Source organism: Sphingobium sp. DEHP117 (genome assembly GCF_030867385.1).
Taxonomy (GTDB): domain Bacteria; phylum Pseudomonadota; class Alphaproteobacteria; order Sphingomonadales; family Sphingomonadaceae; genus Sphingobium.
Genome location: NZ_JAPFBJ010000002.1, coordinates 225001 through 247555, shown reverse-complemented (window position 1 = coordinate 247555; position 22555 = coordinate 225001). Strand labels below are relative to the sequence as shown.

Annotated in this window: 22 protein-coding genes (1 of these 22 cut by a window edge); 11 read left to right on the top strand and 11 right to left on the bottom strand. The window is 64.9% G+C overall.

Annotation, left to right across the window (positions count from 1 at the left end; all coding sequences use genetic code 11):
• Position 1: 1 nt before the first annotated feature.
• The gene (locus OOT33_RS08235; RefSeq protein ID WP_307749536.1) at positions 2-703 is read right to left on the bottom strand and encodes a uroporphyrinogen-III synthase; all 702 of its coding nucleotides are present in this window, start codon (positions 701-703) and stop codon (positions 2-4) included.
• A complete protein-coding gene (gene hemC / locus OOT33_RS08230) occupies positions 700-1638 on the bottom strand; it encodes a hydroxymethylbilane synthase (protein WP_307749535.1) in 939 nt (312 codons plus the stop codon). Before hemC ends, OOT33_RS08235 begins: the two co-directional genes overlap by 4 nt.
• A gap of 44 nt (positions 1639-1682) precedes the next feature.
• Between hemC and tsaD the strand changes: the two genes are divergently transcribed.
• From tsaD to OOT33_RS08215, 3 genes are all read left to right on the top strand, one after another.
• Positions 1683-2717, top strand: coding sequence for a tRNA (adenosine(37)-N6)-threonylcarbamoyltransferase complex transferase subunit TsaD (tsaD, locus tag OOT33_RS08225; RefSeq protein WP_307749533.1), 1035 nt, complete (start codon positions 1683-1685; stop codon positions 2715-2717).
• Positions 2714-3685, top strand: coding sequence for an NAD(P)H-dependent glycerol-3-phosphate dehydrogenase (locus OOT33_RS08220; RefSeq protein ID WP_307749532.1), 972 nt, complete (start codon positions 2714-2716; stop codon positions 3683-3685). The genes tsaD and OOT33_RS08220 overlap by 4 nt, the downstream gene beginning before the upstream one ends.
• Positions 3686-3752: 67 nt before the next feature.
• Positions 3753-5255 carry an oligosaccharide flippase family protein gene (locus tag OOT33_RS08215; RefSeq protein WP_307749531.1) on the top strand — a complete coding sequence of 501 codons (1503 nt, stop codon included), beginning with the start codon at positions 3753-3755 and terminating at the stop codon, positions 5253-5255.
• 243 nt (positions 5256-5498) lie between these two features.
• Here the strand turns inward: OOT33_RS08215 and OOT33_RS08210 are convergent, their stop codons facing one another.
• The 3 genes from OOT33_RS08210 to sseA all read right to left on the bottom strand — a co-directional run bounded on the left by OOT33_RS08210 (position 5499) and on the right by sseA (position 8598).
• Positions 5499-6266 carry a TorF family putative porin gene (locus OOT33_RS08210; protein ID WP_307749530.1) on the bottom strand — a complete coding sequence of 256 codons (768 nt, stop codon included), beginning with the start codon at positions 6264-6266 and terminating at the stop codon, positions 5499-5501.
• A 287-nt stretch (positions 6267-6553) separates the two neighbouring features.
• Positions 6554-7759: a cystathionine beta-lyase gene (gene metC / locus OOT33_RS08205; RefSeq protein WP_307749529.1), complete on the bottom strand. Its 1206-nt coding sequence runs from the start codon at positions 7757-7759 to the stop codon at positions 6554-6556.
• Positions 7756-8598 carry a 3-mercaptopyruvate sulfurtransferase gene (gene sseA / locus OOT33_RS08200; protein ID WP_307749528.1) on the bottom strand — a complete coding sequence of 281 codons (843 nt, stop codon included), beginning with the start codon at positions 8596-8598 and terminating at the stop codon, positions 7756-7758. Before sseA ends, metC begins: the two co-directional genes overlap by 4 nt.
• Before the next feature lie 106 nt (positions 8599-8704).
• Here sseA and queF point away from each other — a divergent pair, with 106 nt between their 5' ends.
• The gene (gene queF, locus OOT33_RS08195; RefSeq protein ID WP_307749526.1) at positions 8705-9151 is read left to right on the top strand and encodes a preQ(1) synthase; all 447 of its coding nucleotides are present in this window, start codon (positions 8705-8707) and stop codon (positions 9149-9151) included.
• Between the two features lie 157 nt (positions 9152-9308).
• On the opposite strand, the gene ppa is transcribed toward queF, so the two are convergent.
• The 3 genes from ppa to OOT33_RS08180 all read right to left on the bottom strand — a co-directional run bounded on the left by ppa (position 9309) and on the right by OOT33_RS08180 (position 12308).
• Entirely contained in the window at positions 9309-9842 is a 534-nt protein-coding gene (ppa, locus tag OOT33_RS08190) for an inorganic diphosphatase (RefSeq protein ID WP_307749525.1), read from the bottom strand.
• Positions 9843-9870: 28 nt separating this feature from the next.
• Positions 9871-11823 (bottom strand): peptidase M61, encoded by a 1953-nt coding sequence (locus OOT33_RS08185; RefSeq protein ID WP_307749523.1) that lies wholly within the window; start codon positions 11821-11823, stop codon positions 9871-9873.
• An 80-nt stretch (positions 11824-11903) separates the two neighbouring features.
• Positions 11904-12308, bottom strand: a complete 405-nt coding sequence (locus tag OOT33_RS08180; protein WP_307749522.1) for a GFA family protein — start codon at positions 12306-12308, stop codon at positions 11904-11906.
• Between the two features lie 102 nt (positions 12309-12410).
• Here OOT33_RS08180 and hisS point away from each other — a divergent pair, with 102 nt between their 5' ends.
• From hisS to OOT33_RS08150, 6 genes are all read left to right on the top strand, one after another.
• Complete coding sequence (hisS, locus tag OOT33_RS08175) at positions 12411-13712, top strand: histidine--tRNA ligase (RefSeq protein WP_307749521.1); 1302 nt, start codon at positions 12411-12413, stop codon at positions 13710-13712.
• A gap of 191 nt (positions 13713-13903) precedes the next feature.
• Positions 13904-14992 (top strand): peptide chain release factor 1, encoded by a 1089-nt coding sequence (prfA, locus tag OOT33_RS08170; protein ID WP_307749520.1) that lies wholly within the window; start codon positions 13904-13906, stop codon positions 14990-14992.
• Positions 14989-15873 carry a peptide chain release factor N(5)-glutamine methyltransferase gene (gene prmC / locus OOT33_RS08165; protein ID WP_307749519.1) on the top strand — a complete coding sequence of 295 codons (885 nt, stop codon included), beginning with the start codon at positions 14989-14991 and terminating at the stop codon, positions 15871-15873. Before prfA ends, prmC begins: the two co-directional genes overlap by 4 nt.
• A 279-nt stretch (positions 15874-16152) precedes the next feature.
• Complete coding sequence (locus OOT33_RS08160; protein WP_307749518.1) at positions 16153-17055, top strand: DUF4167 domain-containing protein; 903 nt, start codon at positions 16153-16155, stop codon at positions 17053-17055.
• A 103-nt stretch (positions 17056-17158) separates the two neighbouring features.
• Positions 17159-18589 (top strand): DUF4139 domain-containing protein, encoded by a 1431-nt coding sequence (locus tag OOT33_RS08155; RefSeq protein WP_307749517.1) that lies wholly within the window; start codon positions 17159-17161, stop codon positions 18587-18589.
• A gap of 10 nt (positions 18590-18599) precedes the next feature.
• The gene (locus OOT33_RS08150; protein WP_307749516.1) at positions 18600-20153 is read left to right on the top strand and encodes a hypothetical protein; all 1554 of its coding nucleotides are present in this window, start codon (positions 18600-18602) and stop codon (positions 20151-20153) included.
• Positions 20154-20155: 2 nt separating this feature from the next.
• Here the strand turns inward: OOT33_RS08150 and OOT33_RS08145 are convergent, their stop codons facing one another.
• Positions 20156-20533, bottom strand: coding sequence for a hotdog domain-containing protein (locus OOT33_RS08145; protein WP_307749515.1), 378 nt, complete (start codon positions 20531-20533; stop codon positions 20156-20158).
• Positions 20514-20822, bottom strand: a complete 309-nt coding sequence (locus OOT33_RS08140) for a hypothetical protein (protein WP_307749514.1) — start codon at positions 20820-20822, stop codon at positions 20514-20516. The genes OOT33_RS08145 and OOT33_RS08140 overlap by 20 nt, the downstream gene beginning before the upstream one ends.
• A gap of 70 nt (positions 20823-20892) precedes the next feature.
• Here OOT33_RS08140 and OOT33_RS08135 point away from each other — a divergent pair, with 70 nt between their 5' ends.
• Positions 20893-21321 carry a CBS domain-containing protein gene (locus OOT33_RS08135; RefSeq protein WP_307749513.1) on the top strand — a complete coding sequence of 143 codons (429 nt, stop codon included), beginning with the start codon at positions 20893-20895 and terminating at the stop codon, positions 21319-21321.
• Positions 21322-21472: 151 nt separating this feature from the next.
• On the opposite strand, the gene OOT33_RS08130 is transcribed toward OOT33_RS08135, so the two are convergent.
• Positions 21473-22555, bottom strand: the 3' portion of a protein-coding gene (locus OOT33_RS08130) for an oligosaccharide flippase family protein (RefSeq protein ID WP_307749512.1). Its footprint extends 405 nt past the window's final position; the window shows 1083 of its 1488 coding nt (coding positions 406-1488); its start codon lies beyond the right edge, outside the window — the gene reads right to left on this strand; its stop codon occupies positions 21473-21475.

The window sequence follows — 22555 nt, the reverse complement described above, 5'->3', positions numbered from 1 at the left end:
CTCATCGCCTCCGGGCTGCGTCTCCGGGTTTGTGGCACAGTTCCTGCGCCAAGGCCAGCATGGCGGGATCAGTCGGGGCGGGCGCAGCGAGGGCATCGGCCCAGCCCGTCCCGGCGGCGGTCAGCGCACTGCCCGATATCGCGATGAGCGAGACGTTCGCGCGTTGCTCTGGCGGCACCAGCGCAGCGAGGCGCGCCCCGGCGCGCGGGGAGTGGACAAGGCAGATGTCATCGGCTCGAAGCTGCGCCGCGAGGGAATCTGCATCGCCCGCCTCGCGCGCGTGGTAAACCGGAATTCGCCGTATCGACACGCCCTCCACCGCCGCCGCCACGACGTCCGCACCGCACAGATGCAGCGCCCGCCTGACGCCCGCCCGGCGCATATCTTCCACCAGCGCTGCGGCGTCGCGTGCGCCGATGTGCGCGGGTTCGAGGCTGACGGCGTGCGCGGCCTTCGCGGTTGCCTCACCGACCACATACAGCGGCAGCGCGGCATAGCGCATCAGGTCCGGTCCGGCATGGCGCGCTGCGTTGGCACTGGTCAGCATCAGCGCGTCGAACGCGTCCGGCTCCGGCGCGGGCCAGCCCAGCGGTGCTATCTCGAACAGCGGGTAAAGCAGCGTCTCCAGCCCCATGGCGCGTGCGGCGCTCTCTGTCGCGTCTGCCCCCGGTTGAGGGCGAAGGATAATGACCCGGCGCGTCACGGATTGAACAGGGCGCGCAGCCCTGCGCTCGCCTGCGCCAGCATCTCTTCCGCAAGCGCCTCGGCCATCTCCTGCGCGGTCTGCCCGGGCAGGAGGCGATCCTTGGCCACCCGTTCGCCACCATCGGCAGAGAGTATCTCCGCGCGCAGGCGAATCTGCGCGCCATCCGTCACCGCAAGCGCGGCGATCGGTGAGTGGCATGTGCCGCCCAGCCCCTTGAGCAGCGCGCGTTCTGTCCACACACAGGCGGAAGTCGGAGCATGATCGATCGCGGCGACGAGCGCGCGCACGGCGTCATTTGCGCGCAGCGTCTCGATGCCGATTGCCCCCTGCGCGGGCGCGGGCAGCATCTGTTCGGCCGGGATCGCAACGCCAACGCCTGCCTCACCGAGCCTCGCTAGCCCGGCAGTGGCGAGCAAGGTTGCCTCAGCCTCGCCCCGCTCCAGCCGCGCGAGCCGGGTCGCGACATTGCCACGAAACAGCACAATCTCGATGTCCGGGCGCAGCCGCTTCACCTGCGCGGCACGGCGCGGCGAACTGGTGCCCAGCCGCCCGCCCTGCGGGATTGCCGCGATCGACTCCGCACCCACCAGCGTATCGCGCACATCGGCGCGCGGGAGCATCGCCGCGATCTCCAGCGCATCGGGACGCAGCGTCTCGACATCCTTCATCGAGTGGACGGCGGCGTCGATGTGACCCTCGAACAGCCACTGGTCCAGCTCCTTGGTCCACAGTGCCTTGCCGCCGATGTCGGCCAGCGGTCGGTCCAGCACCTTGTCGCCGCTCGCCGTCACCGGCACGATCTCTATGGCATCGCGGTGCCAGCCATGCGCCGCGCACAGCGCATCCGCCGCCAGATGCACCTGCGCCATCGCCAGCGGCGATGCGCGGGAACCAAGGCGCAACGGGCGGCCCAAAGGAAGAGGCTGTGTCATAGCCGCTTGCTCTAATCCGCGCGGTCTTTAGAGGGAAGGCGGAAATGAGTATCATCCTCGGCCTTGAATCAAGCTGCGATGAGACGGCGGCGGCGCTCGTCACTGATGATCGGCGCGTGCTCGCGCACAAGGTGGCGGGGCAGGAGGCGGCGCACGGACCCTATGGCGGCGTGGTGCCCGAGATCGCGGCGCGCGCCCATGCGGAGGTGTTGACGCCTTTGGTCGAGGCGGTGTTTGCCGAGGCGGGGCTGAAGCTCAAGGATGTGGATGCCATCGCCGCCACCGCCGGGCCGGGGCTGATCGGCGGGGTGATGGTCGGGCTGGTGACGGGCAAGGCGCTCGCCCATGCCGCGAACAAGCCGCTGATCGCGGTCAATCATCTGGAGGGCCATGCGCTGTCTCCGCGCCTCACCGCGCCGGAGCTGGCCTTCCCCTATCTGTTGCTGCTCGTCTCCGGCGGGCACTGCCAGTTGCTGCGGGTCGAGGGCGTCGGGCGCTATCGGCGCTTGGCGACGACGATAGACGATGCGGCGGGCGAGGCGTTTGACAAGACGGCGAAGATGCTGGGCCTGGGCTTTCCCGGAGGCCCGGCGGTGGAGCGCGCGGCGCAGGCTGGAGACGCGAAGGCCGTGCCGCTGCCGCGCCCGCTGATGGGCAGCGCCGAGCCGCATTTCTCTTTCGCTGGCCTCAAGAGTGCGGTGATGCGCGCGCAGCAGTCCGGCCAGTATCGCGCGGAAGACATAGCCGCGAGTTTCAGCACGGCGGTTGTGGATTGCCTCGTCGATCGCACGGCGCGGGCGCTCGCGGCGAGCGATGGCGTGACGGCGCTGGTGGTGGCGGGTGGCGTCGCGGCCAATCAGGGCGTGCGCGGTGCCCTGTCCGCGCTGGCGGAGAGCCACGGCCTGCCCTTCATCGCGCCACCGCTCTGGCTGTGTACGGACAATGCGGCGATGATCGGCTGGGCAGGCGCGGAACGCTTTGCATTGGGCCTCACCAATGGCATGGATGTCCCCGCAAGACCGCGCTGGCCGCTCGACGAAGCGGCGGAAAAGGTGCGCGGCGCAGGGGTGAAGGCATGAAGATAGGCGTGGTGGGCGCGGGCGCTTGGGGCACCGCACTGGCGCAGGTGATGGCGCAGGGCGGTGACGTGGTGCTCTGGGCGCTGGAGGCCGAGGTCGCGGAAGGCATCAACGCCGATCATGTGAACACGCTTTATCTGCCCGGCGTGCCGCTTTCGCCCGCCATCCGCGCGACAACGGACCTTGCCGATATGGCGGCGTGCGACGCGCTGCTCATCGTCACGCCCGCACAGCATCTGCGCGCGACGCTTGCCCGGCTGCCGCGCGCTGACGCCCCGCTGATCCTCTGCGCAAAAGGGATAGAGGCGGGCAGCGGCAAGTTGATGTCGCAGGTGGTCGAGGAAGTCGCGCCCCATGCGCCGCTTGCCGTCATCTCCGGCCCCACCTTCGCGCATGAGGTGGCGGCGGGCTTGCCGACGGCGGTGACGCTCGCCTGCGCGGACGCGGCGCTGGCGGAACGGCTGGCGGCGCGCATCGCCCGCCCGACGTTCCGGCCCTATCTGTCAGACGACGTGATCGGCGCCGAAGTGGGCGGCGCGGTCAAGAATGTGCTCGCCATCGCCTGTGGCGTGGCTGAAGGGGCCGGGCTGGGCCTGAATGCCCGCGCGGCCCTGATCAGCCGCGGCTTTGCCGAGATGACACGCTTTGGCCTGGCGCTTGGTGCGCGGGCGGAGACGCTGGCGGGGCTGTCTGGGCTGGGCGATCTGGTGCTTACCTGCTCGTCCGCCAATTCGCGCAACTTTTCACTCGGCAAGGGGTTGGGCGAGGGGCGGGCAGCGCAGGAGTTGCTCGGCAACCGCCGCACGGTCGCGGAAGGCGCGTATACGGCGCCGATATTGCGCGATGTTGCTCGCGGGGCAGGAGTGGAAATGCCGATCGTCGAGGGAGTCTGCGCGCTGATCGAGGGGCGGGTTGGGCTCGCAGCCATGATCGACGCGCTTCTCTCGCGCCCGCTGCGCAGCGAATGACGATATACTTGGCTTTCGCCTTGGCCTATCATGCGGTCACAGTGGGGCAGGGAGCATCGGTTTGGCAATGAACGCGCCCCTTGAGGGCCAACAGCGCGAAGAGGGCGATATCGCCGCGCTGGCCAAGGGCGGGCGAACCAATGTCGCAGGCTTTCTGCTGCGCCTCGCCGCGCGCATCCCGTTCCTTTTTATCGCCGGGCGCATCTATGGCGCGGATGTGCTGGGCCGCTTTGCCTACGCCATCATAATAGTTGAGTTCGCGGCGCAGATAGCCACCATGGGCCTCAAGCGCGGCCTTGCAGGCGCGCTCGCGCAGACCAAGCGGCCCGAGGCGCATGTGCTGGCGGATGCGATGGTGCTGACCCTGCTGTTCTCACTGATGGCGGCGGGGATTCTGATGCTGGTGCCGCAGGTGATGTTCCCCAACAGCGGACTGAACGGCCTGGACCGGCTGCTGCCGCTTATCATCATCGCCGTCGCCTGTACGGATGTGGCGCTCGCCGCCTGTGCGTGGCGGTTTGACATTGCGGCCACGGTGCGCGCACGTGCGCTGGTCGAGCCGTGGACGATCAGCATCGCGGCGTGGGTGCTATCCTACTATTCGCTGCGCGATGGCCTGATCCTTTCCTATGTTCTCTCGATGATCGCGGCGATGCTGGTTGCCCTAAATGCGGCTGCGCGACATTTTCGCTGGGAGAGCGGCTGGGCGCCCTCGCCAGCGCGAATTGGGCGCATGGCGCGGATCAATCTCCCGCTGGCTGCTGCCGATGCGGTGGAATGGGGCTCGCGCCGGCTCGATCTCGCGCTGCTCGGCCTGTTCGTGTCGCCCTCAACCGTTGGGATCTATTATGTTGCGCAGCAGGTCGCCTCGTTGCCGCAAAAGCTCAAGACGAGCTTCGAGCCGATCCTCGGCCCGGTCATCACCCGCAACCTGGCCGAGCATAACTATGCGGCGATCGCGCGGCAGGTGAGCCAGGTCGGTTTCTGGATATTGGCGGCGCAGGCCGGCATTTCGCTGGCGCTCGGCATACCGGGTGAGGCGGTGATGGGGCTCGTGGGGCCAGAATTTGCGGTGGGCGCGCTCGCGCTTGGTTTCCTGCTGTTGGCAGAGGTTGCGGCCGCACCTGCGGTGGTCAGCGAAAGCGCGCTGGTCTATATGGCGCGACACCGCAATCTGGTGCTCTCCATGGGGATGATCGCTATCCAGATCGCGCTGACGTCTTTGCTGCTGGTGATCATGACCAAGGGCGGCTATCCGCAGATCGCGCTGGCGGTGGCACCGGCGTTTGCGCTCGCGGTGGCACTTGGATTCAACTCGGTGGTCAAGTCCCGGCTGCTTGAGCGCCTGCTGCGTCTGCCGATCGCAACATGGCGCCCGGCGCTGGTGATGGCGTCCGCCATTGCGGTGATCGTGGGCAGCGCCTTCGTCGCCCTTCCTCATGATCTGGAGTGGCTGGAGCTGGCGCTCGGCGTGCCGACCATCCTGGCGGTCTATTGCGCAGTCATCTGGCGCTTCGGCTTTGGGCCAGAGGACCGGGCGTTGTTCAGCAGGCAGGCAAAGGCGGCATAGAGCGCGCTGCGTTAAATCTGACGCATGACGCGCGCTCTATCTTTTTATTGTCGCATCGTTTTTGCCAAAAACCGGTTCCCACTTTTTGGCACGATGCTGTAGAGCGGGGAACCGGTCCTGCGCCAAAACGATGCGGATAAAGCGCGCTGACCGATTTCGATCTGTCGCCGCGCGCTATAAGAAAAGGGCCGCGATCCCTGCGGACCGCGACCCTCCTTTTAGCCTTTATCTCTGATCAGGAGATCAGAAAGCAACGCCGATCGTACCGACAACGCCAGCCTTGGCGATGTCCTTGCCACTGAAGGGGCTGACGAGCGCGCCCTTGGCAAAGTTTGTGTCGACATAGGAAACGCCGAAGGTCAGGTTCTTCCATGCATAGGAAGCGCCCAGCGACCAGTCCGTGTAGTCCTTGCCAGCAGAGAGGAAGCTGTCATCGCTGAAGTTGTGGCCGAGGTGCGCAGAGAGCGAAACGCCCGAGTCACCGAGAGCGCCAGACAGATCGAGCGCGCCATACAGGTTGTCTTCCTTGCCGAAGCCAATGCTCAGGGCCTTCTGCTTCGGAGCATATGCCGCCGAAACCTTCGCGGTGACCGGGCCAAATGCCTGCGAGACCGCGACATAGGGCTCAAAGAAGTCAGAGTTGTAACCGGGGATCACGTCGCCCGAACCCGGATAGAAGTAGTAAAGCACACCGAGATCAACGGTGGTGGCGCCGAAGCTCTTCTTGTAGCCGAGAATCAGATCGATTTCCTGATCCGAAGCAGCGGCGACATATTCGTCGATCGAGCTGCCCCACACGCTGGCATAGAGACCAGACGAGTGCGTCAGGGTCATGCTACCCTGAACCGCGAAGCCCTTGTCGGTCTGCGAGATACCGCGGAAGCGGTAGTCGGACACGAGGGTCGCGCCGCCGGAAATCGTCACGGCCGGGGTGGCTTCTTCCTGAGCGAAAGCAGGCGCAGAAACAGCTGCCAGCGCGAGCGCCGACATACCAAGAATGATGTTACGCATATTTATTTTCCCTTCGTAGAGTCGATCAATTGATCGTCCCACCTGCGTTCGGGCCGCTGCCTCTATAGAATGCCCTGATCAGGGGCGGGCCAGTCACCGCGAACGCGCTTTTGATGGCCGGAAGCTTCGCGCCGCACAAGATAAAATCGTGCGCATCCATCCAATTAGACACACAGATGTTGCCTTTCTGCAACGCTTGATCCGGTGCGGGTTGAATGGAGCAAACAGGGTTAACGAAAAGTAAATGCAAAAATTATCGTTATATTACAATCTAGTAAGGATAGGCGTCAGATTTGGTGAAGTGCCAGTTCCAAATCTGCGATGAGATCGTTCGGATCTTCCAGGCCGATATGAAGCCTGATCAGCGGATCGGGAGTGTTCCAGATTGTCGCACTGCGGCAATATTGCGGATCGACCGGAAGCGCGAGGCTTTCGAAGCCGCCCCAGCTATAGCCAATGCCGAAATGCCGGAGCGCGTCTATGAAGCGGACGCGCGCCGCATCCTCCGCTCCCGCCAAGGTAAAGCTGAACAGGCCGGAGCTGCCCTTGAAGTCCCGCACCCATTGCGCGTGGCCGGGGCAGGAGGGGAGGGCGGGGTGCAGCACGGTGCCTACCTCGGGACGCTCTGCCAGCCAGCGGGCCACGGTGAGCGCGCTGTCCTGATGCTGCTTCAACCGGACACCCAATGTGCGTAGCCCCCTCAGCGCCAGCCAGGCATCGTCCGCTCCGCAAATCTGGCCGAACAGTCGCCCCATCTGCTCGATGCGCGGCCACAGCGCGCCATTGGCGCTGACGGAACCCAACATCACATCGCTGTGCCCGGTGACATACTTGGTGCAGGCGAGGATGGAGATATCGACTCCATGGCCGTGAGCGGAGAAGAACAGCGGCGTTGCCCATGTGTTGTCGATCAGGGTCACGACATCGCGCGCCTTGGCGGCCGCGACGATGGCAGGCACATCCTGCACCTCGAACGTAAGGCTGCCGGGGCTCTCCATGAAAACGGCGCGGGTGCGCTCGGTCATCAGCGTGGCGATCCCCGCGCCGATCAGCGGGTCGTAATACACCGTCTCGATACCCATGGGTTTGAGCACCTTGTCGCAGAAGGCGCGAGTGGGGTCATAAACGCTGTCGACCATCAACAGCTGGTCGCCGGGTTTCAGCACAGCCATCAGTGCGCAGCTGATCGCCGCGACGCCGGAGGGAAACAGCATCGTGCCCACCGCGCCCGGTTCCATCTCGGTCAGTGCATCGGCGAGCGCCCAGTGCGTTGGTGTGCCGCGCCGGCCATAATACCAGCGCTCATGACTGTTGCTGCGTGCCGCGCGCAGATGGGCGACATTGTCATAGAGGATGGTGGACGCACGCCAGACCGGCGGGTTGACGACGCCGCCGGGCTGGCCGGGAATGCCGGTCCACTCCGCCCTGCGCCCGGCCTGCGTCACTTGCGTGGCGGGGGCGACTGCGTCCCCGTCGTCGTCCGCCTTGCTCATGCCGGGCCTGTGGCCTTGGGCGTGGCGGGGTCGGAGCCCCAGTCGCTCCAGCTCCCGTCATAAAGCGTCACGTCCTTCTTGCCGAGCAGGCGCGCGCCGAACAACACGCAGGCCGCCGTCACCCCGCTGCCGCAGGTCGTGATGAGCGGCTTGTCGAGATTGACTCCCGCCTCGATGAACAGGCCTTTCAGCTCATGCCCGCGCTTCCATGTGCCGTCGGCATTGAACAGCCGCGAATAGGGCAGGCAGACCGAGCCGGGGATATGGCCGGATGCCATGCCGGGGCGCACCTCGGGCTCCTCGGCGGTGAAGCGGCTCATGGTGCGGGCGTCGACCGTCTGCGCGGCCTTGGTGCTGATGTTCTCCAATACCTGGGTCTTGGTCGCTATCGCCTTGTCATCGCGCCAGACGGTGAAGTGGCGGTGGCGCAGTTGCTGCTTGCCGCTCTCGGTCTCGCGCTTTTCGCTGAGCCATTTGCCCAGCCCGCCGTCGAGGATCGCGATGTTGGGCGCGCCCATGATCTCGAACAGCCACCAGGCGCGCGCCGCGGTGCGCAGCGGGCTGTTGTCATACAGCACGATGCGGCCGCCGTCGCCCAGCCCCAGCGCCTGCATCCGGCTGGCGAACTTTTCGGGCTGGGGCACGGTGTTGGCCAGCGGGCTGGTGGTGTCGACGAGTTCGGCGAGATTCAGGAACACCGCGCCGGGGATGTGCTGCGCCTCATACTCGGCTGCGGCGTCGCGCCCCATCTCCGGCAGGAAATAGCTCGCGTCAACGACGCGCAGGTCGCTGGCCCCCATGTTCTCCGCCAGCCAGTCCGTGCTTACCAAAATGTCCATGTATCGCCCCTGAGATCCGCATCAGTCCGTTTACAGCGATAGGGGAGTGGCTGGCACGTTTCCAGCCCCTTTGCGCGCGCGCGGCGTTGTTCTATAGGCCGGGGCCATGAACCCTATCCATCTTGGCCAGACCAGCGCGCTGCCCGCTTCTCCGCAAGAGGCCGTGCTCGATTACGTCCCCAACCCGCGCTCCGGCACGCGCTACCTCGTGCGCTTCGTTGCGCCGGAGTTTACCTCGCTCTGCCCCGTCACCGGCCAGCCCGATTTTGCGCATCTGGTGATCGATTATGTGCCGGGCGAGACGATCGTCGAATCGAAGTCACTGAAGCTGTTTCTGGGCAGCTTCCGCAACCACGCCGCCTTTCATGAGGATTGCACGGTGGGTATCGGCCAGCGCCTGTTCGACGAGATGAAGCCGCTATGGCTCCGCATCGGCGGCTATTGGTACCCGCGCGGCGGCATCCCCATCGACGTGTTCTGGCAAAGCGGCGCTGCCCCGGCGGACGTGTGGGTGCCGGATCAGGGCGTGGCGGGATATCGAGGGCGGGGGTGAATCGAAACGCGCCGGATTTCTCCGACGCGCTTTCGATATCTGACGTCATCCCCGCGAACGCGGGGATCCAGTTTGTCGCAGGTGAGCACGTCTGAATTGCCTTCGGCGAACTGACGTTTCCCGCGTTCGCGGGAATGACGAGCTGGACTGTTAGCCCTTACTTCCCCGCCTGATAGCGCTCGATCGCCTCCAGCGTGATCCGCTGAGCTTCGGCGGCGTCGCCCCAATGGCCGACACGCACCCATTTCTCGGCTTCCAGATCCTTATAGTGGGTGAAGAAATGCTCGATCTGCGCGAACACGATGTCGGGCAGGTCCTCTTTCTGCTGCACGTCCTTGTAATAAGGGAAGGTCGCATCATCCGGCACGCAGATGAGCTTTTCGTCGCCGCCATGCTCGTCTTCCAGGTTCAGCACAGCGATCGGCCGCGCCCGCACGACGCAGCCCGGCACGAACGGCGAGCGCGCCACCACCAGCGCGTCCAAGGGGTCGCCATCGGGAGACAAAGTGTGTGGCACGAAGCCATAGTTCGCCGGATAGCGCATCGGGGTGTGCAGGATGCGGTCGACGAACAGCGCGCCGCTATCCTTGTCGAACTCGTACTTTACCGGCTCGCCGCCCGTGGGTACTTCGATGATGACGTTAAGGCTGTGCGGCGGGTTGCTGCCCACCGGGATAAGGTCGATACGCATGAATGGCCTGACTTCGTTCGGTTGCTACTCAGGGTGATGTTGTTTTACTTTCCAGCAGCCTATCAAGGCTGCCCGCACCCTCTCCTGTTTTGGTGAGGCGCGGATAGCGCACGCCGAGCGAATAATCGAGTCCGATAACCCTGAAATTTTTGTTCTGCTTGACGATGAGGGCGATCGGCTTCTTGTCGGCCTTGGCCTGGGTCAGAGCGGCCCTGAAGGCGTCGCCCGAATATTCCGTGCCGTTCACCGCCACGATCTTCATCCCCGGCGCGAGGCCTGCCTTGAACGCCGGGCTGTCCCAGATGGCGGTGATGACCTCGCCGTCGCTCTTGATCGCCAGCCCTATGCCATAGGTCTGGTCCAGCCCCTTGATCGCCTTTTCGATCTCCTTGGTGGTGCTGTTGGGCGTGTCGGCATAGCTCAAGGCATAGCCACCCAGGGTGAAGCCGTTCTTGGGCGCTTCGCTCGTCGTGCGATCCACGCGCTGGCTCAAAAATCCTGCCCAGTCATAAGGCTGCACCTTGTTCAGCGTGTCGATCACATCCTGCCTTGTGTAGGTGAGAACGCCCCAGTCGCCATTGTTCATGCCGAAGAACGCCTTGGCGAAATCATCCAGCCCGCGCGCGCCCTTGCTCTCGCGCCGGATGATCCCGTCCGCCTCCAGCCACATCAGCAGGCCTTCGTTGTAATAGTCCTCATTACGCTGCCAGCTCAGCCAGTTCTTCGGCCGCCGGGCGGAGATGATGGGGTCGTGCGTGGTATCCTCCAGCGCGCGCCAGCTGCGGCCCTTGGCAAGGTCCAGCCGCGCGGCGATGGAGGCGAGCGCGTCCAGCGTCTGCTCCTTGGTATAAAGGCCGGAGCGCGCACCCAGCACATAGCCCCAGAACTGCGTCTGCCCCTCATAGACCCACAGCAGATTGTCCTGCATCGGCGTGCGGTAATCGGGCGTCCACAGCAGTTCGGGGCGGCGGAACTTGCCGTTCCAGCTATGGGTGAACTCATGGGGCAGCAGGTTGCGGTCGCCCGGCCCGTCGTTCCACTTGGTGAAATAGCCGGTGTCGACGCCGTTTTCGGACGAGCGGTGATGTTCGAGGCCAATGCCGCCCATCTCGTCCGTGATGGCGAGCAGGAACCCGTAGCGGTCGAAATGACGCGCCCCGAACAGCGCGAGCGATTCTGCCACCAGCTTCTTGTGAGCATTGAGCTGATCCGGCGTCGCGGCCAGCTCTTCCTTGCTGTCGGCCACCATGTTGAGGGTCACGTTGCTGCCCAGATCGACCGAGTTGGCATATTTGCCCGCGAAGATCGGCGAATCGACCAGTGTCTCATAGTCCGTTGGTTCGTAGGTCGTCACCGCGCCTGCCGCATTGCCCTTCAGCGCGCCGTATGCAGACCAGCCCGCCGGATAAGTGACGCTCGCCACCACGGGGATCTGCCGCACATAATAGCCCGCCGGATAGAGCGAGACCATCTCGAAGCTGAGGTTCAGCATCTTGTCGGTGGCGCTGATGCGCCCTGCGGCATCCGTGGTGGGGTTGAGGAACTGGAACTCCGCCACGATCTCGCGCGCACCCTCGGGCACATTGACGTGAAAGGCATAGACATCGAGCGGGTTGCGCCGCCAGCCGATTTCCTTGCCGTTCGCGCTGATCTTCAACCCCGCAAGCTTGTCGATCGCGCCACGCGGGCCATGCTTGCCGGGCAGCCATTCAGGGTACAGCAGCGTGAGCGGGCCGGAGGAGGAGACGGGGATCGTCTGCTTGACGCGCCAGATGCGCTGGGTGGTGTCGCTCGCATCAACCTCCAGCCGCATCGTGCCGGGGTAGGCAATGTCCCGCGCGGGCGGGATCGTATCGATGATAGGCTGCGCAGCGGGGGCGGAGCGGGTTGCCGGCGCGGCGGAGGGTGAAGGGGCGGGTGTTTGCGCCAGGGCAATCGGAGCGGAACATAGAAGCAGGGACAGGGGGATCAAAGAACGCATGGGGGAGGCCTTGTTCGAGTGCAGGAGCCCAGAATGACGCGGGATTTCCCTCTCGTCCACCCCTGCCGCGACTGGTCGCCTCACTCCATGCCGGGAAAACGGGAAAAGGTGGGCAGACCATGCGCCGTTGCCATCCAGCTGATGCGCTCGGCCACCTGAATATGCGCCGTGGGCGGCAGCGCGGCCGGATCGTCCAGCGTGGCGGACTGGACATCCACGATGCCGGGCAGGAACTCGCCATTGCGATAGAACAGCCCCGTGCCGCATTCGCTGCAAAAGCTGCGATAGGTTGCGCCTGAGGAGTTGAAGGTCTTCGGCGTGCCCTTCGTCACCGCAAGCTCGCCCTCGGCAAACGCGGCCCAGCCCACCATCGGCGCACCCGCGCTTTTGCGACAATCCGCGCAATGACACAGCGCCACATGCTGCGGCGTCCCGCTGATCTCATAGCGCACCGCGCCGCAATGGCATCCACCCGACAACTGCATCGCAACCTCCATATTTGATGCGAACATATCAAGAACATTGTGGCGCGGCAAGCCCCTCGCACCCCTGTTTCCATCGGCGCAATTTCCCGCTAGAGGGCGCCAATGGCAGACAAAGACAAAGCACGCATCGAAACGCCCCGCCCCATTCGCGGCACGCAGGATATGCTCGGCGGCACGCCGGACAGCCTGGCGGATCGCTTTGCCCATGTCGTCGAGACGTTCGAGCGCGTGCGCAAGCTCTATGGCTTCCGCCGCATCGAGGTGCCGGTGTTCGAGCAGACGGCGGTTTTCGCGCGCTCACTGGGCGAGAGCACGGATGTGGTGGCGAAGGAGATGTACACCTTCGAGGATCGCGGCGGCGATTCGGTGACGCTGCGGCCCGAGTTCACCGCCGGAATCGCGCGCGCCTACATCACCGAAGGCTGGCAGCAATATGCGCCGCTGAAGGTGGCGACGCACGGGCCTTTGTTCCGCTATGAGCGCCCGCAAAAGGGCCGCTATCGCCAGTTTCATCAGGTCGATGCCGAGATCATCGGCGCGGCCGAGCCGCTGGCGGACGTGGAGCTATTGTGCTTCGCGGATCAGCTGCTGAAGGAACTCGGCATCAACGAGGGCGTCACGCTGACGCTCAACACGCTGGGCGATGCGCAGAGCCGCGATGCATGGCGCGATGCACTTGTCGCGCATTTCGAGGCGCACCGGGGGGAGTTGAGCGAGGACAGCGTCGATCGCCTCGCCCGCAATCCGCTGCGCATCCTGGACAGCAAAGACCCGCGCGACCGCCCCATCGCCGACGCCGCGCCGGATATCGATGCGTTCCTCACCGATGACGCACGCGCGTTCTTCGACAAGGTGACGGCGGGGCTGGATGCCGCAGGCGTGGCCTGGCAGCGCAACGCAAGGCTGGTGCGCGGCCTGGACTATTACCGCCACACCGCATTCGAGTTCGTCACCGATCGCCTCGGCGCGCAGGGCACCGTGCTCGGCGGCGGGCGCTATGACGGCCTGATCGAGAATATGGGTGGGCCAGCGACGCCTGCGGTCGGTTGGGCTGCGGGGATTGAGCGGCTGGCGATGTTGGTGGGCGATCTGAAAGCAGAGCCGCTGATTGCTGTCATCCCGGACAAGCCGGAATTGGAAGGCGATGCACAGAATATCGCTTACAACCTTCGTCGTGAAGGCTTTGCTACGATAATTGCTTATCGTGGCAATGCTAAGCGTCATGCGGAGGTTGCTCGGAAGCACAACGCCGATGCTGCGCTTTATGTGAAGAACATCGATCCCACCGGCGGGCCAAGATATAAACTTACCCAGTTAAAGACTGACCCTGATCGTGAATTCCTAACAAAGGTGCTTTTGGCTATTGGTCCCGGTGTCGGTGGAATGACTAGTGAGCATCCTTAAATGACTGTCACCGCCACGTCTCCCCACCGTCATGCTGAACTTGGTTGGCTTCGCCGCCCTCGCGGGTCAGCCTCCAAAAAGCCCCTCCCCTTCAGGGGAGGGGTTGGGGTGGGGCGCTTGTTTGGAGGGCGGCGCCTGGGGCTATACCCCACCCCCGCTCCCTCCCCTGAAGGGGAGGGGAGAGGAGCAGCATGAAAATCTCCCCCGCCACCATTTCCCAGATCGAGCGGCGCTATGAGGAGGCGGAGGCTGCGATGGCGCGGCCGGATCTTGACGCGGCGGAGTTCGTCAAGCTCTCCAAGGAATATGCCGAGCTCGAGCCGGTGGTGAAGGCCGCCCGCGCGCTGTCTGGCTGCCAGAAAGAGATCGCCGACCTCGAATCCCTCCTTTCCTCCGGCGAGGCCGATGCCGAGATGCGCGCGCTCGCCAACGATGAAATGCAGGAGCTGCGCGCCCAGCTTCCGCAGGCCGAGCGTGCGCTCGCGCTGCAACTCCTGCCCAAGGATGCGGCGGATGCCCGCCCCGCCATGCTCGAAATCCGTGCCGGTACCGGTGGCGACGAGGCGGCGCTCTTCGCGGGCGATCTGCTGCGCATGTATCAGCGCTATGCCGACGAGCAGGGCTGGAAGATGGAGATCATCTCCGCCAGCCCGTCCGAGCAGGGCGGATTCAAGGAAGTGGTGGCGTCGGTCAACGGCGTCGGCGTGTTCGCGAAGCTGAAGTTCGAGAGCGGCGTGCATCGCGTCCAGCGCGTGCCGGTTACGGAGAGCGGCGGGCGCATCCACACCTCCGCGGCCACCGTCGCCGTGCTGCCCGAGGCCGAGGACGTGGACGTGCAGATTAACGAGGCGACGGACCTCAAGATCGACATCTTCCGCGCATCCGGCGCGGGCGGCCAGCATGTGAACACCACCGATTCCGCCGTGCGGATCACGCACTTGCCGACCGGCCTCGTTGTCATCCAGCAGGATCAGCGCAGCCAGCACAAGAACAAGGAAAAGGCCCTCCGGGTGCTGCGCACCCGACTCTATGAACTGGAACGAGAAAGGGCACACAGCGAGCAGGCGGGCGCGCGCAAGGCGATGGTCGGCTCCGGCGACCGCTCGGAGCGCATCCGCACCTATAATTTCCCGCAGGGCCGAGTCACTGACCACCGCATCAACCTGACGCTCCACCGCCTGCCGGAGATATTGGAGGGGCCGGGATTGCAGGAGGTTATCTCCGCGCTGATGGCCGAAGACGAAGCCGCGCGGCTGGCGCAGCTGGATGGGGTGGGGTGAGCGCGGCCGACGCGCTGCGCGAGGCCACCTCCCGGCTTGCGTCCGTGTCCGATACGCCACGGCTCGATGCTGAACTGTTGATGGCCCATGCTGCGGGGCTGGAGCGGGGAGCCCTGCTGCTGCGGCTGCGCGACATGAACGAGCCGGAGGGCTTCGCCGCGCTGATAAACCGCCGCCTCACGCACGAGCCCGTCTCGCAAATCGTCGGCACGCGCGAATTCTGGACGATGACCTTGAACGTCACGCGCGACGTGCTCACCCCGCGGCCGGATAGCGAGACTTTGATCGAGGTGGCGGTGGCGCATTTCGCCGGGAGGGAGGGGCCAAAGCGCATCCTCGACCTCGGCACCGGTTCCGGTGCGCTGTTGCTGGCGGCTTTATCCGAATGGCCGTCCGCCACCGGCCTTGGCGTCGACATCAGCCCGGCGGCGCTGGCGGTGGCGCGCGGCAATGCGCTGCGCTGTGGGCTGGAGGGGCGGGCGGAGTTCGCGCTGGGCGACTGGTTTGCGGGGGTAGAAGAACGGTTCGACCTCATCCTTGCCAACCCACCCTATATCGCCACCAGCGCCGTCCTGCCCCCCGATGTGGCGGACTACGAGCCGCCCGGCGCGCTCTTTGCCGGGCCGGATGGGCTTGATGCCTATCGCATCCTCGCGCCGCAGATGGGCGCTCACCTCACGCCCGGCGGCATGGCGGCGGTGGAGATCGGCCATGATCAGGGGGTTAGCGCCGCCGCGCTGTTCACGGCGCAGGGGCTTGAGGTGTCGCTCCACAACGACCTCGCCGGGCATACCCGCTGTCTATTGATTTTGGGCGCGCCGACAGGGCCGGAGCCGATCATCCGAAACGTCAGCGAAGCGACGCGTTTCGGATCAAAATGATACACGGCCACGCTGTCTCAAACTGGTGCGAATATGAATTTGTCGGCCGCAAAGCCATTTTTTCTTGGTTTCTTTACCTGAACCGTCTAGGACGAGGCGGCAAGGCCCGATGATCGTTTGATCCGGGCAAGGCTGGCTCCCATAATAGTCGGATGCTCTCTTGAGGACATCTGGTGCTGAGATGGAGGTCCGGGTCGTGGACGGCCCGAACCCGCGCAGCGTTTGTGTCATGCGCCGGGCAGTGCGTTTAAGGATGGCATTGAAAGCAAGGATCCACCATTGATGAATAACCGTCAGGCCGGCCGCCGCAATCGTGGCCGGAATAATGGTCGCCCGAACGGCGGTAATCGCAACGGCGAAAACGGCAACCGGATAGACAGTCGCGCACGGGGCAACGCGCCGCAGCTGCTTGAGAAATATCGCAACCTCGCGCGCGATGCGCAGCTGGCGGGTGATCGGGTCAACACCGAATATTATCTCCAGTTCGCGGACCATTATTTCCGTGTGATCGCGGACAACCGCTCGCGCCAGGAAGAGCAGCAGGCCCGCTATCGCCGCAACGACGAGCCGTTCGATGACGACGGCATGGACGGCCAGGACGAGTTCGGCATGATGCAGCCCACCGTGGCGGACATGCGCGACGCGCGCGAAGTACGCGACAACCGCGACGACAGAAACGGTGCGGAGGCTCAGGACAATCGCGGCTACCGCGAACAGCGGGAACCGCGCGACAACCGCGACAATCGCGAAGCTCGTGATAACCGCGATAATCGCGGCAACCGGGACTATGGCGAACAGCGCGAGGCCCGCGCGCCGCGCGAACGCGGTTACGACAATCGCGTGCGTGTGGATCGGTCCGCCCGCAACGAGCGTGACGAGCGGCAGGAAAGCCCAGCCCTCGCGCAGCAGGATGCCGAGCCGAGCGTTGCGCCGCCGGTGCAACAGGCCGAAGCAGTCGAGGAACAGGCCGCACCGCGCCGCAGCCCGCGTGGCCGCAAGCCCCGCGCCGCCGCCGCACCCGATACCGGCGATGCGCCAACGCTTGACCTTGCAGTTCTGCCGCCATCCATCTCGCGCGCAGATAATGACAGCGAGCCGACACCCGCCCCTGCGGCGGAGGAAGCACCCGCGCCCAAGCGCCGCGGTCGCCCGCGCAAGGTGACGGTGGAGGCAGCGGAATAACTCCGTTCATCTTGCGATAATCTCGTTTCAATGATGAAAGGGCGGTGCGAGAAAGCTCCGCCCTTTTGTTTTGGGGGTGAGCGCGAGAAGAGGGAGAGCGAGCATGAGGCAGTTTCTGTTGGCAGGCGCGGGCGTGTCTCTGGCGCTGGCCGCCGTCCCCTCCGCCGCGCAGGACAGCGCCAACCCGGTTGCGCCGAGCGCGCAGGGCGATGTCTCCGTCACCATCTACAACAACAATCTCGCCCTCGTGCAGGATGTGCGCCAGCTCGCCATCGCTCAAGGGGTCAGCCGCATCGAGTTTCCCGATGTCTCGGCGCAGATCCGGGCGGAAACCCTCTCCTTCGCCGCGCCGGGCGCCGCAATTATCGAGCAGAACTTCGATTATGATCTGCTCAGCCCTGACAAGCTGATGGAAAAGGCGGTGGGGCAGGTGGTGACGATCGTGCGCACCAACCCCGCATCCGGCGCTGAAACGCGCGAGCAGGCGCGGGTGCTTGCGGTCAATGGCGGCGTGGTGCTCCAGATCGGCAACCGCATCGAGGTGCTGCGTGACGACGGCCTGCCCGTGCGCGTGATCTTCGACAAGGTGCCGCCAAACTTGCGCGCCAAGCCGACGCTTTCGGTGAAGGTCGATAGCGACCGCGCAGGCACGCGCCCCGCCTCGATCCGCTATCTCACCCCCGGCCTCGGGTGGAATGCCGATTATGTCGCACTGTTTGACAGCAAGGCGGGCAGGATTGACGTGCAGGGCTGGGTCACGCTCACCAACAACAGCGGCACCACCTATACCAACGCCAACATGCTGCTGGTCGCGGGGGCGGTCAACCAGAATGGCGGTGGCTACCCGCCCTATGCGCGGCCCCAATATGCGCCCGCGCGCCCGTCGATGGTCCGCGCCGGAACCGAATCCGCAAATCGCGAGCGCCTGGGTGACTTCTATCTCTATCCCATTTCCGGCCGCACGACGATCGCCACCAACCAGACCAAGCAGGTGAGCTTCCTCGATGTGCAGGGCGTGGCCGCACAGGCGACCTATGAGTTCGTGAACGGCTGGCTTTCCGGCAATGACGAGCCGCACAGCGCGGCGAGCGTGGTCAAGTTCTCCACCTCCCGCCAGGGCGGGCTGGGTGATGCGCTCCCCGCCGGGACCGTGCGCTTTTATATGAAGGACGCTGCCGGAGCGCCGCAGTTCATCGGCGAGAATGGCATCGGCCACACGCCGATGGGAAGCAGCCTTGCCTTGAGGACTGGCGAGGCGTTCGACGTGAAGGTGAAAGCGGTGGTCGAGCAACGCCAGCGGCTAGGCGACAGCAAATGGCGCACAACGATGCGCTATGAGCTGACCAACGCCAAGCCCGAAGCCGTCACGGTCGATCTGGTGCAATCGGGCCTCGACTGGTGGTGGGCGGATACGCGCATCACCGCCGAATCGATGAAGAGCGAGCGCAAGGATGCCAACGCTACGGTCTGGCATGTGCCCGTCGCTGCCAATGGCAGCGCCACGGTGACGGCGACTTTCGAAACGCGGTATTGAGGCGCGCGTGATGCGGGCGGCCCTCGCCTCATTGCTTGCGCTGACGAGTGCGCCCGCCCTTGCGCAGAGCGTGGTGGTGAGCAGCGCGCCGGTGTCCAGCTCCGTCACCGTCTATCGCGATATGGGGCGCGGGGACGGGGCAATGAACCTCGGCTGGCTAAACGGCTATGCGCTGATCTCGGAAAAGCGGCGCGTCAGCCTGCCCGCCGGCGAATCGGTGGTGCGCTTCGAAGGCGTGGCGGACGGCATGATCGCGGTGAGCGCGGTTGTATCCGGTCTGCCGGGCGGGGTGGAAGAGAAAAACCGCGACGCGCGCCTGCTCTCGCCCGCCTCGCTGCTCGACGGGACCCTCGGCAACCGCGTCCATATCCGCCGCACCAATCCCGCCACAGGCAAGGTAAGCGAATCTGACGCCATCATCCGCTCCGGATCCGGAGGTGCGGTGGTGCTGCAAACGGCGGAGGGGGTGGAGGCGTTGCGCTGCTCCGGTATCCCCGAGTCGCTGGTCTATGATTCGGTGCCCGAGGGTCTGTCGGCCAAGCCCACTTTTTCGGTGCATACCAATAGTCCAAGCGTAACCACAGCGGATGTAACGCTCACTTACCTCGCCACCGGGTTCGACTGGAACGCGAGCTATGTCGCGAAGGTGGCGGAAAACGGCAAGACGCTCGACCTATCCGCCTGGCTCACCGTCGCCAACGGCAACGGCGCGGACTATCAGGGCACGCAATTGCTCGCGGTGGCGGGCAAGCCCAACCAGACCAGCGACTTCCGCGCTCTCGGCGCCAAGCCGGAAGCACCTTCGCTCGCGCTTAAGTGCTGGCCGATGGACGGCACGAGCACCTATCCGGCATGGGGCGTGCAGCCTCCACCTCCGCCCGCTCCGCCGATGGCGCCAGCAATGTATGAGGATGGCGCGGATCTCATCGTCACCGCGATGAAGCGCTCCGAGTCACTGCAGGCCGCGCCGGTCGCCGTCACCGCCCAGCAGGAAGACTTGGGCGATCTCAAGCTCTATCGCGTGCCCGTGCCGGTCGATGTCGTGCCCAATGGGCAGAAGCAGGTCGCGCTGCTGAGCAAAGCAAAGGTGCCGTTTCAGCGGTTATATACACGCACCATTGAGCCGTGGAATGCACAGGACGAGGGGGGGCTCGCGGTCACGCTGCGCATGCAAAACAAGGCGAAGGAAGGGCTTGGCCTGCCGCTCCCCTCTGGCGGCATAGTGATCATGCAGAGCCAGGATGATGCGGATATGCTCATCGGCGAGAGTAGCCTCGACGACAAGGCGGTGGGCGAGCGGGTGGAGCTGGATGCAGGGGGGAGCGATCAGGTCCGGTTCGAGCAGAAGACGCTTTCTGTCGACGAAGATGTACGCCGTATCCGTATTACGCTCACCAACGCGCTACCCGCATCGGCGAGCGTAGAATTGCGCGTTCCCCGCTTCAGCAACTACCGTCTCAGCGCCAACCCAAAGCCGGTGCCTGATGGGACGGACAGCCTCATCAGCGTGAACCTGCCTGCCCATGGCAGCAAACGGATAGATCTCACCTTCAGCGCGCGCTGAGCCTATACCTCCGGCAGCGGCCGTGGTCTCTGATTTTCGTCCAGCGCCACGAAGGTGAACAGGCCGCTCGTCACCGGCACTTCCCGTCGATCCCGGCCCCTGCTCGCCATGACATCGATGCGGATGGCGAGGGAGGTGCGGCCGCGCCGCTCGACGGTCGCGTAAAGCGAGATGATGTCTTGCAGCAGGATCGGGGCGATGAACTTCATGGTGTCGATCGCCACTGTGGCGACGGGTCCCTGCGCTTCGCGCGCGGCGGTGATACCGCCGGCTATGTCCATCTGGCTCAACACCCACCCGCCGAAGATATGGCCGTTGGAATTGATGTCTCCGGGCATGGGGACCACCCGCAAAATAGGATCAGCTCTGTTCGTCGTCATATCCGGCTTCTTTCTTGAGGAAATCTTCGATCTGATGGTCATGCCCTGTGCCGCTGGAAAGAAAGGCGAGGCTCATCAGTGCCGTGCCGAGCATGAAAGTGCACCACACGCCCGCCGTGGTGGCGATGATCATGTGGATCGGCATGGGCGTATCCATAGCATAAAGATAGCCGAGCACCGCCGCCACGAGCAGCGCACCCCACAGGGCCATCCACCGCATCAGCCTGCGAAAACGGCCCCAGGCGGTCTGCGCTATAATGGGATCGTCCAGGGCATTTTTGCGCGACATGTCTTCCCTTTGGCGCAGGAAAGTGGGATCATCAAGCAAACAAAGACCGTTTACAGGTAGGAGGGCATCCATGACGATTGCGAGCATCTTGTCCGGCAAAGGCCATGATGTGGTCTATCTTTCTTCCAGTGCCACCGTGCAGGAGGCGGTGAGCCTGCTGGTGGGCAAGCGAATCGGCTGCGTGCCGGTGGTGGACGGCGGCGAGGTGGTTGGCATATTGTCGGAGCGCGATGTGGTGCGGTCGCTGGGCGAACAGGGTGAGGGAGTGCTGGGCGCGAGCGTTGCCTCGGTGATGACCAGCCCCATCGTCACGGTTCCGCCCGAGACTCCGGTCATCACGGCACTCTCGCTGATGACCCGGCGGCGCATCCGGCACCTCCCCGTGATTGACGGAGACAAGATGGTTGGATTCGTCTCCATCGGCGATCTGGTGAAATATCGAATCGACAAGATCGAGGCGGAGGCTGCCGCCATGCGGGATTATATCCAGGGCGCGTAGGGTTTATTGGAAACTCCGCAGGCGGAGTTTCATGTTTCCGCACCAGCCCGCTCCCCCTCCCAACCTCCCATAGTTTACCCTGTCGGGAGGTTGGGAGGGGGAGCGGGCTGGTGCGGCATATCCGAAACGCAGCGAAGCTGCCTGTTTCGGATCAGGTCTGGTTCCCCGGCGCTTGCCGCCGCACGAGCAGCCGCACGAGGTCGTTGACGGTTCCGCGCGCGAAGATCAGCAGCAGCGCGACGAAGCTCGCGCCGCCCGCCGCGACCAGCACTGCCAGACGGACCGGGGCCGCAAGGGATGCGGGCAGTAAACTCCCGCAGCCCAGCACGATCAGCGCCATCGCGGCGGAGCACAGCATGCCCGGGGCGATCGCGGGCAGCAGGTCGATGATTCGCAGGCCGATCGGCGCTCCCGCGATTCGCACCGTCGCTAGCGTGAACAGCGGATAGGCCAGCAACCACGCCCAGGCGAGGCCGATCGCGCCCTGTTGGATTCCAACAAGGAAGGACAGCGGCATCACTATCGCTCCCACCATGGAAATAGCCGTGGACAAACCCGGCCGCCCCAGCGCGTTGCACACCGGCGGGAACATCACCTGCACCGTCATGAACGGCATGGCGAGCGCGAGCAGTTCGACGAAAGGCGTCATCGCGCGCCACTTCTCGCCGAACAGGGTGAGGACCAGCGGCTCGGCCGTCGCCGCCATGCCGAAATAGAGCGGGCAGGCGACGAGCATGATCAGCCGCAGCGCGCGCAGGAACGACCAGCGGATAGCGCCGGTGTCCGCCTGCATCCGCGCATAGGCCGGGAAGGCGACATCGTTGAGCGGTGGGATGAACTTGCTGACGACGATCTGGGTGAGAAACAGCGCCTCGGCATAGAGGCCCAGCTCATGGGGCTGGAGCACACGCCCGCCGATCACGATATCCGCCTGCGTCTGGACCAGCCACAGCAGCTGGCTGCCCAGCATAGCCGCGCCGAATGCAACAAGGCCGCCCGTCCCCCGAAAGTCGAAGCTGGGGATGGGCAGGAAGCGCGTGGCGATCACATAGCCGATGCCGCGTACCCAGAAGAGCGTGATCGGCGCCCAGACAAGGGTCCACACACCCCATCCGGAGAGCGCGCCGGTGAGCGCGACCGCCGCCGCCGCCGCCGAGGCGACGAGGCTGACGATGGCGGGGCGGCGGAAATCGAGGCTGCGGCCCATCAGCACCTCCGGCACCGAGATGAACGG

Bases quoted from the DNA above. Each gene is read 5' to 3' on its own strand.
- OOT33_RS08185 (WP_307749523.1), bottom strand. From the start codon at position 11,823: ATGCGTTCTTTGATCCCCCTGTCCCTGCTTCTATGTTCCGCTCCGATT.
- tsaD (WP_307749533.1), top strand. From the start codon at position 1,683: ATGAGTATCATCCTCGGCCTTGAATCAAGCTGCGATGAGACGGCGGCG.
- OOT33_RS08180 (WP_307749522.1), bottom strand. From the start codon at position 12,308: ATGCAGTTGTCGGGTGGATGCCATTGCGGCGCGGTGCGCTATGAGATC.
- OOT33_RS08210 (WP_307749530.1), bottom strand. From the start codon at position 6,266: ATGCGTAACATCATTCTTGGTATGTCGGCGCTCGCGCTGGCAGCTGTT.
- OOT33_RS08215 (WP_307749531.1), top strand. From the start codon at position 3,753: ATGAACGCGCCCCTTGAGGGCCAACAGCGCGAAGAGGGCGATATCGCC.
- OOT33_RS08140 (WP_307749514.1), bottom strand. From the start codon at position 20,822: ATGTCGCGCAAAAATGCCCTGGACGATCCCATTATAGCGCAGACCGCC.
- OOT33_RS08155 (WP_307749517.1), top strand. From the start codon at position 17,159: ATGAGGCAGTTTCTGTTGGCAGGCGCGGGCGTGTCTCTGGCGCTGGCC.
- metC (WP_307749529.1), bottom strand. From the start codon at position 7,759: ATGAGCAAGGCGGACGACGACGGGGACGCAGTCGCCCCCGCCACGCAA.
- OOT33_RS08150 (WP_307749516.1), top strand. From the start codon at position 18,600: ATGCGGGCGGCCCTCGCCTCATTGCTTGCGCTGACGAGTGCGCCCGCC.
- ppa (WP_307749525.1), bottom strand. From the start codon at position 9,842: ATGCGTATCGACCTTATCCCGGTGGGCAGCAACCCGCCGCACAGCCTT.
- OOT33_RS08220 (WP_307749532.1), top strand. From the start codon at position 2,714: ATGAAGATAGGCGTGGTGGGCGCGGGCGCTTGGGGCACCGCACTGGCG.
- OOT33_RS08135 (WP_307749513.1), top strand. From the start codon at position 20,893: ATGACGATTGCGAGCATCTTGTCCGGCAAAGGCCATGATGTGGTCTAT.
- prfA (WP_307749520.1), top strand. From the start codon at position 13,904: ATGAAAATCTCCCCCGCCACCATTTCCCAGATCGAGCGGCGCTATGAG.
- queF (WP_307749526.1), top strand. From the start codon at position 8,705: ATGAACCCTATCCATCTTGGCCAGACCAGCGCGCTGCCCGCTTCTCCG.
- sseA (WP_307749528.1), bottom strand. From the start codon at position 8,598: ATGGACATTTTGGTAAGCACGGACTGGCTGGCGGAGAACATGGGGGCC.
- hemC (WP_307749535.1), bottom strand. From the start codon at position 1,638: ATGACACAGCCTCTTCCTTTGGGCCGCCCGTTGCGCCTTGGTTCCCGC.
- hisS (WP_307749521.1), top strand. From the start codon at position 12,411: ATGGCAGACAAAGACAAAGCACGCATCGAAACGCCCCGCCCCATTCGC.
- OOT33_RS08145 (WP_307749515.1), bottom strand. From the start codon at position 20,533: ATGACGACGAACAGAGCTGATCCTATTTTGCGGGTGGTCCCCATGCCC.